Here is a 15,626-nt window from a genome sequence, read left to right on the forward strand (position 1 = left end):
AGATGGTCAATTCTAGAATTTTTCTGAGATATATGAAGTGTAGTTTTTGAAAACTTTGTCCAGTTTTATAAAACTGGACAAAGTTTTGGGGTTTAAAATTACAGGACACGGTGTGTGAAGTTTACTTTTGTGCCGATAAACCACGATGGGCTGATTAACAGCTTACAAACTAAAAACTTAATCATGTATCGCTTTAATAACTATTGCAAAACAGCATGTGTGCTCCTATGGATTTTATTTTTCAATATAGAGCTTCAAGCACAAGGAACATCCCTTCATTTTGATGGGGTTAATGACTATGTTACGGTACCCACCAAAAATGTAGAAATTAAAGGGAGTTTCACGGTGATGGCTTGGGTGAAGCCTGAGCATGCCACCAAAGCCATGCATATTTTTAGTTCTAGGGAACCTGCTGAATTTGGGTTTGATATGCAGCTTACAGGTGGCAACAAAGTACATGGTGATATTGGGAATGGAACTTCTTTTCTTACGACTTCGGCAGATGCCAACTATAGTTATGCCGTAGGAAAATGGCTACACGTGGCGTATGTGATCACGCCAACTGCGTATAAAATTTATGTAAATGGTAATTTGATGGTGACTAGCTCACTAAGTGGTACACCTCTGCTATTGAATAATACCCATCGGATTGTTATTGGGAAAAACGCCAGCGAGACCACTTATTTTCAAGGGAATATTGATGAAGTAAAGGTGTTTAGTAGTGCTTTAAATGATTTGGAACTGGTTGCCGAAATGATGAACAGCTCGGTAGCAGCACCAGCAAGTTTGGTGGCACATTATGATTTTAACCAATCGGCTACTACTTTAACCGATTTAAGTGGAAATAGCTACGATGGTACCCTCACAAATTTTGCGCTTACAGGAGCTACCAGCAATTGGGTAGAAAGCTACGCAATGGTTATTCCTAATTCAGCATTGCCAAGTAATATTTCCAGCTCAGGTTTTACGCTCAATTGGCAAGCACCAACCAATGGTGTTGCCGAACAGTATGTGTTGGAAGTAGCCACCAATTCAAGTTTTAATAATCCTATTGCAGGTTCGCCATTTACGGTCACTGGAACATCGCAGAACATTTCGGGACTTTTGTCAGGTACAGATTATTACTACAGGATATCTGCTCAAAAAAATACAGGGATTGCCCAAAAAGGAGCTTATAGTGCCGTTACAAAAGTGACCACTGCTTTAGCGTTTGATTATTTGAATACGCTTTCCATCAGCAATATTAACATCTCTCCAGTCTTTAGCGCCACTCAATTTACTTACACCGCCATTACTGCCAATGCAGATTTTCAGTTATTGGCTGCACAACCCAATTCGAGTTCGATTATAGAAATGAAGTTGAATGGCGGCAGTTTCACTGCACTCACTAGTGGAGTTTTATCTCCTACTATTCCCTTAAACTTAGGGATCAATACTCTTGAAGTAAAAGTTACCGATGGTGCATCCAATAGAACTTATACATTATCCATTAACCGGGTTAATCCAACCACTCGTTATGTTACCCAAAATGGCGCTGGTAATAAAGATGGTTCATCGTGGGCAAATGCTTCAGACGATTTGCAGTTAATGATCAACAATTCATCTACATATGACATGGTATGGGTGGCAAAGGGTACTTACATTCCCAAACGGAAAGCAAATGATATCAATAATATTACGGCCAACGACCGCAACAATGCCTTTTTGTTGAAAGCAGATGTAGAGGTGTATGGTGGTTTAGCAGGTACTGAAAATTCCTTGAGTGAAAGAGACCTCAGCATCACTGCCAATAGAAGTATTTTGACAGGTGATTTTAATCAGGATGATGTGGTTTCCGGAAAGGGTTTAAGTTTATTAATCCTTAACAATAGTGAAAACGCTTATCATGTGGTGCTTAGTGTAGGTCCGGTAGGTATCGCAAAACTTGATGGATTTACGGTTCGTGGAGGAAATGCAAATGGAAATGCGTTTTCGCAATTGTCTGTTAATGGCATTACAATATTCCATGCCAATGGTGGAGGGATTAATAGTTCGCAATCATCCCCTAAATTATCTAATCTGAGGGTGTTGGGGAATTCGACTTCTTTTGGCGGTGGAGGTATTGCCAATTATGGAAACTCATCGCCCATCATCGAAAATGTATTGGTCACTCAAAATAGAGCAACAGGTGTAAATGCGTCAAGTTTAGGCGGGGGTATCGCTAGCTATAATAATTCATTTCCCCAGCTAAATAATGTTGTTATCGATGGTAACACAGGCTACTCTGGTGGAGGGATGTGTAATAAAGGAGGCTCACACGCAATTTTAACGAATGTCATCATTACTGATAATCATGCGTTGCAAGTGTTCAATGAAGGTGGTGGAATTTATAATGAAGAGTCATCTCCTATTTTAACCAATGTACTGCTTGCCAACAATACAGGAATAGATGGCGGAGCGATTTATAATGGATATACCAGCGTACCTGTTTTAACCAACGTAACCATCACTAAAAATACCGCTGATAATGGAGCTGGTATTTATCATTATAGCAACTCTTCGAGCAAGATTCGTAACTCCATTATATGGGGTAATAATAATGGAATTGGTGACCCAGGAGCCACTACAGTGGAATATAGTCTAGTGCAGGGAGGTTTTTTAGGGACTGGTAATATTGCGGCCGACCCTCAATTTAAGGACTCAAATGGTAATTATCAATTGAGAAGCGGCAGCCCAGCCATTGATGCAGGGAGTACCAGCTACTATGGTAATGCCGAATTGCCTAATATCTCTACGATTACTAAAGATTTGGGCGGTAATAAAAGGGTGCTTGGTGTAGGTATTGATATGGGTGCTTATGAAATCCAAGAACTGGTAGCGGCTTTGAATTTTGATGGCGTAGATGATAAAATTACTTTTAATAGCAGCAATACGGTGTCGGGTGCTTTTACCGTACAGGCTTGGGTACGTCCTACAGATTTTACCAAAACCATGCATGTATTGAGCACTAAGTTTGCTGGAGGTTATGGTTTTGACCTGCAATTGAAACAAGGTAATACCATACATGCCAATATAGGATCTGCCAATGCTTGGTTGAGCAATACAGCCGATGTGACTTATGATTACAGTGCTGGCAGATGGATGCATATTGCCTATGCGGTATCTGCTACGGGCTATCAAATTTATGTGAATGGAAGTCTTAAGCAAAGTGGTGCTTTTTCGGGCACTCCCTTGTTAATGGATGCTAATCATCTTTTGCAGCTGGGTTTTAGCGGAACAGAAAATACCTATTTCAAAGGCGATATGGATGAGGTGAGAATTTACAACAAAGCATTGAGCGCAGAAGAAATCAATAAAGAAATGATGAACGCTACGACTACTTTGCCGCTTAATCTGGAAACACATTATAATTTTGATGAAGGCGCCTCTGCTCTAAATAATGCCTCAAAAACCATATTGGAAGACCAAGGTGCCAATGCACGGAATGGTGTGTTGAGTGGGTTTGATTTAAATGGAAGCAATAGCAATTGGGTGGAAAGCTATGCGATGGTATTGCCGTCAGCAGCAGTGCCCATCAGTTTGTCGTCATCCTCTTTTGAAGCTCGTTGGGGATACCCTCAATTGGGAATTGTAGATAATGGCTATGTGCTAGAGGTAGCTACCGATGCAGAATTTACCACACCTGTGGCTGGCTCACCTTTTATGGTAGCTGGGCAAACAAAAACAATTACAGGTTTGGCGGCGAATGCCACTTACTATTACCGAGTAGCGGCAGATAAGCAAAGTGTTACTGAACAAGGAGCATTTTCTCCAGCCATAGCGGTTACTTTACAGACCTTCAGCCCTCCAGGAAATGCCCTGAATTTTGATGGTGGCGACGACCATGTGGTGATGCAGCCCCAAGCTACGGTGGTGAAAGGGAATTTTACGGTAATGGCTTGGGTGAAACCCGAACATGCCACTAAGGCGATGCATATTTTCAGCACCAGAGAAGGTGGCGATAATACTTTCGACATGCAATTGACGGGAGGAAATAAGATACATGGTGATATTGGAAAAGGGACTGCGTGGATGACGAACACCGCCGATGCCAATTACAGCTATACAATTAATCGTTGGTTGCATGTAGCTTATGTGGTTTCGCCTTCGGGCTATAAAATTTATGCCAATGGGAAAGAGGTAGGCAATGGCACTTTAACCGATGAAGCGGTATTGCTTGATGCTACACATTACATCACTATTGGTAAAAATGCGTCGGAAAATACCTATTTCAAAGGAAGTATTGACGAAGTAAAGATTTATAGTGCTGCATTAACAGCGGCAGAAATTAAGGTGGATATGTTGAACAGCATTTCAAACCTAACAGCCTTGGTAGCTTACTATAATTTTGACCAGGCAAGCAATAGCCAAAGCGATGTGCTTACCAATCAAGGGAATAATGCTTATCATGGTAGTTTAAAGTATTTTGAATTGCAGGGTAATGCTTCCAATTGGATAGAGAGCTATGCGCAGGTAGTGCCACAGACTACTGCAGCTGTTGGTATTACCGATAAACAATTTAGGGCCACTTGGGCCGCACCAGCAGTGGGAGTGGTAGAAAATTATGTATTAGAAGTGGCTACCGATAATGCTTTTACACAACCTATTGTGGGTTCGCCATTCACAGTGAATGCTTTGTACAAAGATATTACCGGGTTAACTGCACTTACTAATTATTACTATCGGGTAAAAGCTGAAAAGGCCAGTGTTACAGGTCAGGGAGCTTTGTCGGAAATAGTTACCGCTACTACTTTGGAGCCCGTGTTGCCAGTAGTGTTAACCACCTATACCGCAAAAATAGAAGGTAACTATGCCAAGCTTTTATGGCAAACTGCTTCCGAACAGAATAACAAAGGCTTTGAAATTTACCGCAGTGGCGATGATAAGCAATTTGTAAAATTAGATGATGTGAGTGCCAAAGGAATTGGCTCATCGTATACCCATTATGATAAAGCCCCTTTAAAAGGCAATAACTATTATCGTTTGGTGCAGGTAGATTTAGATGGCAAGCCTACCGAGCTGGGCGAGCGTGTGTTGAACTTTGCACTTTCTGTTTCAGGTGTGCAGCTTTACCCTAATCCAACTAAAGGTAAGGTGATGCTTAGTTTTTCCACAGGGAAATATACCAAGTTAACGGTAACTAGCGTAGAAGGAAAAATACTGGATGTTATCGCTTTAAAAACTAAAGATGATGGATTGGAAATAGATTTAACATCGTACCCCGTAGGCGTATATTTCGTGAAATTGACTGGTATTAGTGAAAGCGTTACTAAAAAAGTGATTAAGCAGTAGGAATTATGGGTTACGGGTTGTGAGTTAAAAGGTGCACTTTGTTATTTATATTTTACTGTCCAATTCCCTCTCCTTTTTAAGGAGAGGGTTAGGGAGAGGTTTGACCCGTTTTACTTATTCTTGCTATGTGCCGCGTTCGGGGTGGTAGTAAAGGATTTTAGTCAGCTACCCTCTCTCCGCTGTGCGGTTTCTCTCCCTGTGAGGGAGAGAGTTGTACTTTTGGGGATTTAGTGCCAATTTGTGAGATATTGTTTAATTCACTTTTCTTTTTTTATGCGTTTTGTCATTCTGAACGCAGTGAAGAATCTCTTTTGAATGATGAATAGGAGGAGATTCCTCGTAGCCTCGGAATGACAGGGTGCATAAGAGGGACTGTTACTATTTTTCTTTTGTACTGTATTTTAGCTATATGCTTTTGAGGTTTGTTTTGCACTGGCTATATCCCCCTCTTTGAGGAGGGAAGGGGGAGGAATTATACGCTTGTCATTCTGAACGTAGTGAAGAATCTCAAGATAATGTGTGGAGGGGAGACTCCTCGAAACTCGAAGTGACAGGGTTCAAAAACTACCGTTTTTTACAGCAGTTTTATGGCGCTTCTCATCTGGTTGTAAAACAAAGGGCCATCTTGTTTCATTCTCTGAAAGTCAATAGCTTTTGTGCTTTTATTTCGTTAATTTTGCAAGCTATTTTTTAAAACGGAGCGAATAATATATGGCGAACAAGCATGTAGATTTGGGCGAGCAAAAGGATGTAGAGGTATATGGTGCAAGGGTGCACAATCTGAAAAATATAGATGTAAGTTTCCCAAGGAATAAAATGGTGGTGGTTACTGGCTTAAGTGGCAGTGGTAAATCATCATTGGCATTTGATACCATTTATGCCGAGGGACAGCGCCGCTACATGGAAACATTTAGTGCCTATTCGCGTCAGTTTATGGGTGGCATGGAGCGTCCAGATGTGGACAAGGTTTCGGGACTAAGCCCCGTAATTGCCATTGAGCAAAAAACCACCAGCAAAAACCCCCGCTCAACCGTAGGTACCATTACTGAGATTTACGATTTCATGCGTTTGCTTTACGCCCGTGTAGGCGAAGCTTTTTCGTACAATACTGGCGAAAAAATGGAGCGCATGAGCGAAGACCAAATTCTGCAGAACATCTACAAAAAGTTTGAGAAATCGGCCGTAAACATATTAGCACCTGTGGTAAAAGGTCGTAAGGGCCACTACCGTGAGTTGTTTGAACAAATTCGTAAGCAAGGCTATGTAAAGGTTCGCGTGGATGGAGAAATCAAAGATATTGTGGCTAAAATGCAAGTGGACAGGTACAAAATACACGATATTGAAATTGTAGTTGACCGCTTGATCGTTGACCCTAAAGACCACAAGCGTTTATTGGATAGCATTCAAACCGCTATGCGCTTGGGAAAAGGCATCATCAAGATTAGTGATAAGGATAATAACGTAGCACATTTCAGTAAGTTTTTGATGTGCCCAACTACTGGTATTTCTTACGATGAACCACAACCAAATAGTTTTTCGTTCAACTCGCCTTATGGAGCTTGTGAAACTTGCGATGGCTTGGGATACATTTTTGTGGTAGACAAAAAATCTATCATGCCTAACATGAAGCTCAGCATTTTGAATGGAGGCTTATTGCCGTTAGGGGAGTATCGTGATATTTGGGTTTTCCAAGTATTAAAAGCCTTGGGTAAAAAATATAATTTCTCTTTATCTGCCCCTTTGGAAAAACTGGGAGATGAGGCCATTGATTTGATTTTGAACGGTGCGCCTGATTTGATTTCGGTGGAAGTGGCCTATAACAAATGGAACGTACAGAATTACCAAGTGACCTTTGATGGTATCATTAAACTGTTGGAAGAGCAGCAAGAGAAAAGGGGCGAGGGCGCAGCAGATGATATGGAAGCTTTCAGAAGATTGGAAACTTGCCCAACCTGTCACGGAGCAAGATTGAAAAAAGAAAGTCTACATTTTAAAGTAGATGGGAAAAACATCTTCGAATTGGCGGAGATGGATATCAATAACCTGCACAAATGGTTTGATGGAGTAGAAGAGCGATTGAGCGAACGCCAAAACACCATTGCTAAAGAAATATTGAAAGAAATTAGAGCTCGTATTGGCTTCTTGCTGGATGTGGGCTTGAACTATTTGACTTTAGACCGTACTTCGCGTACCCTTTCTGGGGGCGAAGCACAACGTATTCGCTTGGCCACACAAATTGGTTCACAGCTGATGAACGTGATGTACATTTTGGACGAGCCAAGTATTGGTTTGCACCAACGTGATAACGAAAGGTTAATTACAGCCTTGAAAAACCTGCGTGATTTAGGCAATACCGTTTTGGTGGTGGAGCACGATAAGGACATGATTTTGGAAGCCGACCATGTGATTGATATTGGCCCTTCGGCTGGTGTGCATGGAGGTACGGTGGTAGCACAGGGTACACCTGCTCAAATCTTAAAATCGAACACCCTAACTGCAGCCTATCTAAATGGTAAAAAGGGAATAGAAGTCCCTAAAAAACGTAGGGAAGGTAATGGACATCAATTGTCGATTATCAAAGCATCTGGACATAACCTAAAAGATGTTTCGGTAGATTTCCCGTTAGGTAAGTTTATTGCCGTAACAGGTGTTTCGGGCAGTGGTAAATCCAGCTTAATTACCGAAACTTTATATCCGATTTTAAACCATCACTTTTTTAGAGCGAAGAAAAAACCTTTGCCTTATGAGAAGATTGCAGGCTTAAAGGAAATTGATAAGGTAATTGAAATTGACCAAGCACCTATTGGTCGTACCCCTCGTTCTAATCCTTCTACTTATACAGGCGTTTTTTCTGACATCAGGAATTTGTTTGTGGCTTTGCCAGAGGCGAAGATTAGGGGCTACAAACCTGGTCGTTTCTCTTTCAATGTAAAGGGTGGACGTTGCGAAACTTGCCAAGGGGCAGGAATGAAGGTGATTGAAATGAATTTCTTGCCAGATGTGCAGGTGCCTTGTGAAGAGTGTGGTGGCAGAAGATACAACCGTGAAACTTTAGAAGTTCGCTATAAGGGAAAATCGATTAGCGATGTGTTGGATATGAGCATCGAAGATGCTTGTCAGTTCTTTGAGCACATGCCTTCTATTTACCGTAAAATTAAAACCTTGAATGATGTTGGTTTAGGCTATATCCGTTTGGGGCAGGCATCGACCACCTTATCAGGAGGTGAGGCGCAACGTGTGAAACTAGCTACAGAACTTTCTAAAAAAGATACCGGTAAAACCTTCTACATTCTAGATGAGCCAACTACTGGATTACACTTTGAGGATATTAACGTATTGCTTGGTGTATTGAATGAATTGGTAGATAAGGGTAATACCGTATTGGTGATTGAGCATAACTTGGATGTGGTTAAAGTAGCCGATTGGGTAATTGATTTGGGTGAAGAAGGCGGTGCCGGTGGCGGTAAAATCATCTTTGAAGGTACACCGGAAGGATTGATTGAAAACCCAATTAGCTTAACAGGTAAGTTCTTGAAAAAGGAGATGGAAGGGTAGTATTGGGTTGTGGATTATGAGTTACGGATTGCGAGCGGTCTCTTGTACCTTGTCATCCCGAGCATAACCTGTACGGACTATTCGGTAAAGGAGAATCTGTAGGTAAAAGATAAAGTTAGAGATTCATTTTTAAGATTTTTTAGTGGTTTGGAAACGAGGATGAAAACATCCTAAAAGCTGATGCTGAAATAAATTCAGCATGACGGAGCATCCATATACCGTCACCCTGAATTTATTTCAGGGTCTGCCTTACTAAGCGTGTAGCATTACGATTGCCAATCGAGTTGGCAATGACGGGTCAGCAACGGAATGAGCTAATTATCCAATCATCAAATTATTTAATTTTCCTCTGGCAATCTGTCTTTGTCTCCTTTTTTTCTATTGAAACGATAAACTACAGTTGCGTTAAATACCCTGCCCAAGCCATAGGCTGTAGACTGTAATTGGTAGCTCGGCGTGTGAAGCTCCCGACGGTCAATAAGCGTATTCAATAGGTTGTTGGCCGCTAAATTCAAGGTCATTTTTTCATTTAGAATATCCTTGCTTAGGGCAATGTTTAATCGGTATACTGCCTTATTGATAGATTGGATATCTTGAAATTTACCTCTGTAGCTAAAGATGGTTTCAATGGACAAATTCTTCGGTAGTTTTATTTTGCTATTCAACTGGCTGGTCCAAGTTTGATTCTCGGTCCCATATTGTTTTCCTTCAAACTCCCCTTGCTGTTTAAAACCGTAGTAATTAAAATTGAACGATAAACGCCACCAATTAAACGGGTTGTAGGTACTGGAAATTTCTACGCCATATCTTTCTTCCTTGTCCAGATTGATAGGCGTATTCAAGAAGAAACCATCGGCTGTTTGTTTAAGTACATATTGGAAGTAGTTTTTGGTATGGGCGTAGTAAACGGAAGGGGTTAGGGTAAATTTGTCCCATTTTTTTAGTAGAGCCAATTCAAACGAATTGCTGTAGGTAGGGTCTAGGTCGGGGTTGCCGATAGTAAGATAACGAGTATCAGACAGCCCCCCAAACGGATTTAACTGCCAAAATTCAGGGCGGTTGATTCTTCTGCTATAGCTTAACTGCAAATCGGTGCTTTTTTGCAGGGCGTAAACTAAATGCAAGGTAGGAAAAAGGTCAATGTAATGCTTCTTGTCATTAAAAGTACCTGCTCGGTCAGAAATACCAATCAAAGACAGTTCACTCCTCAGCCCTAAAAGGTAATTCCATTTCTTGATTTTATGTCCCACTTGCACATAGGCACTTACCAAATTTTCATCGTAGCTTAGTTTGTTATTGTATTGAGGTAGGGCAATCCCATTGGCAATCGCCCAATAATCACTTTTAATAGCTCTGAGGTCACTTCTTACTCCCACTTCAAATTTTCCGTTTTCACCTAATTTGGTGTTATAGTCGCTTTGGATATAAATGTCGTTGCTGCTTTCGATGTTTTTGGTGATGAGATTGCTTTCTGGTGTTCCTGTAGGCAACAGTTTTTGTTGATTGATGTTCTGGTTTTCATCGTCATTCCAGAAATCGTAGCGCAAACTCGTTGTCCAGCTTTTGTCCTTTTTGTCGAAAGTTTTCACATAGCTTAACTCTAGTTGGTTATATTTCTTAGGTTCTTTATAGTGTTCAAAACGGTATATGGTGCTATCGTTGGTATTGTTGCCATCGAAATAATTGTAGTGATAGTTGATTTTATTGTTAAGGATAAGTGTGCTGTGATAAAAACTTCCTGTAAGTGTGTTTTTTGCATCGAAATAGTAGTCGCCACCAATGTAAAAGTTGTAGGCATCATCACGTCTGTTGTTGAGGTTGTTTTGTCGAAGCACATTTTTTACACCATTGCTCTGCGTGGTTTGTAAGCGCTCGTCTTTAAGGTAAAGATTTCTAAAACGCACACCCACATTGCTAAACAGGTTGAATTTTTCTGTTTTGAAACTGGCGTTAACATTACCGTTGTAATTGGTTGGGTCGCCAATTCCCGCTTGTATCGATGCGTTTAATCCAGATAGACTATTTTTCTTGAGCACAATATTAATGATGCCCGCGCCCCCCTGTGCTTCATATTTGGCCGAGGGATTGGTAATTACTTCTACCTTTTCAATACTGCTAGCGGGAATTTGCTCCAAGCCATTGTTGGCCGAAATCATCGAGGGTTTACCGTTGATTAGTATTCTTACCCCGCTATTGCCTCTTAAGCTAATAGTTCCGTTTGCATCCACATTAACCGAGGGTACATTGCTCAAAATGTCGTTGGCATTTCCCCCTTTGGAAAGCAGATCTTTGCCCACATTGAAAGTCTTTTTATCCAAATCCAAGGATACCGATGATTTTTCGCCGACAACATCTACCGCTTTTAACAACTTTATGTCGGTATGTAAGGCTAAATTGCCGAGTTCGGTATCCTTATCTATCGTTTTGTTTTCTAATAAAATGGGTTTAAAGGAAATAAATTCTATTTTAATATGGTAGGTGCCAGCAGCAATTTGAATATTGAATTCTCCGTTTTTATTGGTCGCTACGCTAGCTGCTTTTTGGTTTGTGAAGGCTAACACGGTAACACCGGCACCTTCTATGGGCAATTGCGTTTCATTTTCCAGTACCCTTCCCTTAATAGTTACTATCTTTGGTTCTTGTGCAACGCTTAGTAAGGAACAGCATAATAATAGTAGCCATGCAATTATCTTTGTAATCTTCATTTTTTGACATTTGATGTCCCAAAGATGTGCCTGATCCATATATCAAAAGAAATCTATAGATATATACTATTAAAATTTAGCTGTATAGTCCATATATCAATATGATTCAGTTTTATCTACAATTTTAGCCTATTCGGATGTTTTTTGTGAACATTCATCTACAACCATCTTTTGCATTTAAACGAATAGTATATTTGGTTAATGTCCATTTTAGATAAAGCGATACGTTATAGTACGGTTTACCGAGTTTCTAGCCATATCATATTTTGGTTAGTGGTTTTCATTGTTCCCCAAGTTCCAGAGGGGATGAGCCTGGGGGAGGCGTTAATCGATAATGCATTTTGCCTAACGTTTTATATGATGGCTTGTTATTTTGTAGCCTATTTTATTATTCCAAAGCTACTTAAGGATGATAACTATTTGGTGACAATGGTTTATTTCATTGTTGGTAGTTATGTGATTAGTGCATTCTCTCGTATTATGGTGGTGCATGTATTAGAACCCATTATTCGTAAACCACCTTTTGAGCAAGAATCTATTTGGGAAATCCTTACCGACTTAAGAATATTAGTAGTTGTCTATTTTCTACAAAATTTTTCATTGGCTTGGATTTTTGGTTTCCTTAAACTGGTTAAAGACCGATATTTGATTAAGCAACGCACACTGGTATTGGAAAAGGAAAAAGCAGAAGCTGAGCTTCATGCCTTAAAAGCACAATTAAACCCACATTTTCTATTTAATACCCTTAACAATATTTATTCATTGTCATTGATTAATTCGCCAGTAACCTCTAAATCTATTGCTGGCCTGTCGGAAATTTTAGATCATGTACTTTACCGTTGTAAAGGCAAATCGGTACCCATATCTACAGAAATTACCTTATTAAAGAATTATATAGACCTTGAGAAGTTGCGATATGACGAACGTTTGGTGGTTAATTTTAAACACACTATTGACGAGGATTTGGACATTGCCCCTTTGGTTTTATTGTCTATAGTAGAAAATGCCTTTAAACATGGTGCAGGTGAAGACATTGGAACTCCGATCATTGACATTGAACTGAGGCTAAGCAAAGGAAGCTTTTGTTTTATCGTTTCTAATTCCTTTGTGCCCAGTAATGAAGAGCTGCCTAAAAATGGTATTGGTTTAGAAAACGTTAGAAAGCAATTGGTGCTGATCTATCCCCGAAACCACGAATTTAAAACCTACATTAATGAAAATACCTTTGTAACTTTATTGAGCATAGCTGATTTGAAAACAATCAAAGTCCAAGTGAGTGATGAAAGTAAGATGTCTTTTAGTTGATGATGAACCTTTGGCGATACAGCTGCTTCAAACCCATTTAGAAAAACTGGATTTGTTTGAGGCGGTAGCTACCTGTAGTAATGCTATTAAAGCTTTAGAGGTGTTGAGGGCCGAGACCATAGACCTTTTGTTCTTGGATATTAAAATGCCACAACTTACTGGAATTGATTTTTTGAGGACACTTAAAAACCCGCCCGCAGTCATTATCACCACCGCTTATAGAGAATATGCTGTAGATGGATATGATTTGGATATTGTAGATTACCTGTTAAAGCCCATTACTTTCGACCGCTTTTTTAAGGCGATAGATAGGTATTTGAGAACAACAAAAGTACAGCAACCGTTAAAAGCGATACCCAAATCCGACGAGTGTATTTATATCAAAGCTGGTGGGAAGTTTCATAAATTAAACGTGGATGATATTCTTTACCTAGAGAGTTTAAAAGATTATATCGTGATTCACTGTGTCAATCAGCAAATCACTGCTAAATATAAAATTAGCGACATGGAGCAGGAATTGAAGCCTTGGTCCTTTCTGCGAATCCATCGCTCATATATGGTCAATCAGAAAAAAATTACAGCCTTTACCATGAACGATGTTGAAATTGGTGTTCGGGAAATTCCCATTGGCACCAATTACAAAGAATATGTTTTTCAAACGTTGAAAGGTAGTTTCTCTCCTGCTAAATAAATAGTGCGTCATTGCTAACTCAAATTGGCAATGACACACTAGGAAAGAATTGTGTTGTCATTCCGAGGTTACGAGGAATCTCATCGGTTTCTATAGGAAACTTTTTACTTACTTTCCCTCTTTTAAACCCAAACCTTTTAAATAGCCATCATTAGTGGTGGCATTTTCAAACTTGCAGTTTTCCAGCAATTGGTTTAAAACCGCTTCAATAGCTGCACGGTCTTTTGGGGCGTACTTTCTAATATCGGCAAAACTTGCTTTGGCTTGGTCGGCATATTTAATGATCAGGTCGTAGTTTTCAGGTCGAGGGAAACTGGCTATTCCTGCTTTGGCATCCATCTTTTTGTAAGGCCAAAAATGCCAGCTAATCTGGTGTTTCTCCACTAAGGTTCTAAACTCCAATATCCACTGATCGTTATTTTCCCCCGTTTCACCCACATGGATAGGCACATTGTATTTATCTCTAAAATCCAAATATTCTTGAATAACGTCCTGCGTAGTGGCGGTCCAATATTTATGGAAGCTGTAAACCAATTTGCTGTCGAATGGAGCACCGAAAACTTTAAAATTAGAGTTCCATTGTGCGCCACCTAAAAAGATGATATGGTTTTTATCCACTTTTCTAACCTCGGCGGTAATGGTTTTATACAAAGGTTCGAGGTGTATATTTAAAGTTTTGGTGTCGAAATAATGTGCAATAGGTTCGTTTAATAAATCATAGCCTAAAACAGCGGGTTCATTCTTGTAGCGTTGTGCTATTTTTTTCCAAATGGCAATGGTAAGCGCTTGGCTTTTTGGACTTTCAAACAAAAACGGATAACCATCGCTGTCGTCAATGTTATCACCCGTTTGTCCACCAGGAGCGCAGTGCATATCTAAAATCACGGGAAGGTTCTCCTCTTTGCACCATTTAATTACTTTATCTAAAAGTTCAAATCCCCTGTTTGCATTATTGGAGCCCAAATAGCTTTCGGTAGTGAACATTTTGTAGTGAAAAGGAATACGGATGGAATTCATTCCACTACGTTTTAAGTATTGAATATCCGCTTGGGTAATGTAGTTGTTCAAGTACTTTTCCCAAAATTCGGCAGTTTTATCTGGACCAATCAATTCGGCCAACATTTGGTTAATCATTTTTGGTGACGACACATCCTTGAATTTGAACATGTAGCCTTCCGGTACCAACCAATTCCCTAAGTTGGTTCCCTTTAATACCATCGGGTTTCCCGCGGGGTCAATAATGTCTTTGCCTTTAACAGAGAAAAATTTGCCTTGTGCTGCGGCAATCATAGGCACTAGTAAGAAAATGAGCAGTTTAAATGGTTTCATGTGTTTGATATCTGGTTAACTAAAAATAGTTAATGAATACTGATTAAATAACAGGTAATCAAAATTTTACTTAAGTGTGTTTTTTACACTAAGTGTGTTTGGCTACGCGTAAAAAAAGCGCTACAAGTTTTACCTGCAGCGCTTCCATTAATTTTTGTGGTTTCTTAATTCAATGGGTGTTTTCCTTTTGCAATTTGGCCATCTCTGGTGTTTTTTTGTACCGTAATGGCGCCAAACAAGGCAAGCAGAAAAGCAAAGGCATAAAAGCCCTTTTCGCTGGGCAGCAATTCTGCATTCCATAACCCAATAATAAGCAGGGCAATGGTTAACAAGGTAGCAAACCAGCTAATGCCATAGTAAAGTTCAGTTACTGGAATGTTTTCCAGCTTATCTCTTACTGCTTTTTGCAGAGAGATTACCGCAAATAAACCGAACATCAATACGGCAAAATAATAACCTTTTTCGTTGAGGAGCATGTCTGAGCGCCAGAGGCCAATAATAAAGCCGATCATGCCTACGCCCAAAGCAATCCAAGAGGCTGCAATAAAGGCATTTGAAGGTTTTTGAGTCATTGTTTTAAATTTTGGTTAGTCATTTAACAATTGCAGTAGAGACTTTCGGGGTGATTAATTGTTACAGGATTTTTGATATTATGACAAATAGTAGGAGGTCACAATACACAGGTATTTCTATTCTTATAGCTTTTTTATCTGTGCATTTTTGGCAAAAAA

Annotated in this window: 7 protein-coding genes; 4 read left to right on the forward strand and 3 right to left on the reverse strand. The window is 39.9% G+C overall.

Annotated elements, in window-relative coordinates; genetic code table 11:
- Nucleotides 1-183: 183 nt before the first annotated feature.
- Together ABDV71_RS04810 and uvrA are read left to right on the forward strand one after the other, a co-directional pair.
- Nucleotides 184-5,310 (forward strand): LamG-like jellyroll fold domain-containing protein, encoded by a 5,127-nt coding sequence (locus ABDV71_RS04810; RefSeq protein WP_343531289.1) that lies wholly within the window; start codon nt 184-186, stop codon nt 5,308-5,310.
- 711 nt (nt 5,311-6,021) lie between these two features.
- A complete protein-coding gene (gene uvrA, locus ABDV71_RS04815) occupies nt 6,022-8,865 on the forward strand; it encodes an excinuclease ABC subunit UvrA (protein ID WP_343531290.1) in 2,844 nt (947 codons plus the stop codon).
- 338 nt (nt 8,866-9,203) lie between these two features.
- Here uvrA and ABDV71_RS04820 read toward each other — a convergent pair whose 3' ends face one another.
- The gene (locus ABDV71_RS04820; RefSeq protein ID WP_343531291.1) at nt 9,204-11,570 is read right to left on the reverse strand and encodes a TonB-dependent receptor; all 2,367 of its coding nucleotides are present in this window, start codon (nt 11,568-11,570) and stop codon (nt 9,204-9,206) included.
- Between the two features lie 201 nt (nt 11,571-11,771).
- On the opposite strand from ABDV71_RS04820, the gene ABDV71_RS04825 reads away from it, so the two are divergent.
- Both ABDV71_RS04825 and ABDV71_RS04830 read left to right on the forward strand, forming a co-directional pair.
- Nucleotides 11,772-12,875 (forward strand): sensor histidine kinase, encoded by a 1,104-nt coding sequence (locus ABDV71_RS04825; RefSeq protein ID WP_343531292.1) that lies wholly within the window; start codon nt 11,772-11,774, stop codon nt 12,873-12,875.
- Complete coding sequence (locus tag ABDV71_RS04830) at nt 12,850-13,566, forward strand: LytTR family DNA-binding domain-containing protein (RefSeq protein ID WP_343531293.1); 717 nt, start codon at nt 12,850-12,852, stop codon at nt 13,564-13,566. The genes ABDV71_RS04825 and ABDV71_RS04830 overlap by 26 nt, the downstream gene beginning before the upstream one ends.
- A 108-nt stretch (nt 13,567-13,674) precedes the next feature.
- Here the strand turns inward: ABDV71_RS04830 and ABDV71_RS04835 are convergent, their stop codons facing one another.
- Nucleotides 13,675-14,895, reverse strand: a complete 1,221-nt coding sequence (locus tag ABDV71_RS04835) for a cellulase family glycosylhydrolase (RefSeq protein WP_343531294.1) — start codon at nt 14,893-14,895, stop codon at nt 13,675-13,677.
- 164 nt (nt 14,896-15,059) lie between these two features.
- The gene (gene yiaA / locus ABDV71_RS04840; RefSeq protein WP_343531295.1) at nt 15,060-15,467 is read right to left on the reverse strand and encodes an inner membrane protein YiaA; all 408 of its coding nucleotides are present in this window, start codon (nt 15,465-15,467) and stop codon (nt 15,060-15,062) included.
- Nucleotides 15,468-15,626 lie beyond the last annotated feature (159 nt).

The sequence above is a fragment of the Pedobacter sp. genome, assembly GCF_039594775.1.
Lineage (GTDB): Bacteria > Bacteroidota > Bacteroidia > Sphingobacteriales > Sphingobacteriaceae > Pedobacter.

What these genes read in the sequence shown, in the direction of transcription:
- ABDV71_RS04810 (WP_343531289.1), top strand. Translation starts at nt 184, where the DNA reads ATGTATCGCTTTAATAACTATTGCAAAACAGCATGTGTGCTCCTATGG.
- uvrA (WP_343531290.1), top strand. Translation starts at nt 6,022, where the DNA reads ATGGCGAACAAGCATGTAGATTTGGGCGAGCAAAAGGATGTAGAGGTA.
- ABDV71_RS04820 (WP_343531291.1), bottom strand. Translation starts at nt 11,570, where the DNA reads ATGAAGATTACAAAGATAATTGCATGGCTACTATTATTATGCTGTTCC.
- ABDV71_RS04825 (WP_343531292.1), top strand. Translation starts at nt 11,772, where the DNA reads ATGTCCATTTTAGATAAAGCGATACGTTATAGTACGGTTTACCGAGTT.
- ABDV71_RS04830 (WP_343531293.1), top strand. Translation starts at nt 12,850, where the DNA reads ATGAAAGTAAGATGTCTTTTAGTTGATGATGAACCTTTGGCGATACAG.
- ABDV71_RS04835 (WP_343531294.1), bottom strand. Translation starts at nt 14,895, where the DNA reads ATGAAACCATTTAAACTGCTCATTTTCTTACTAGTGCCTATGATTGCC.
- yiaA (WP_343531295.1), bottom strand. Translation starts at nt 15,467, where the DNA reads ATGACTCAAAAACCTTCAAATGCCTTTATTGCAGCCTCTTGGATTGCT.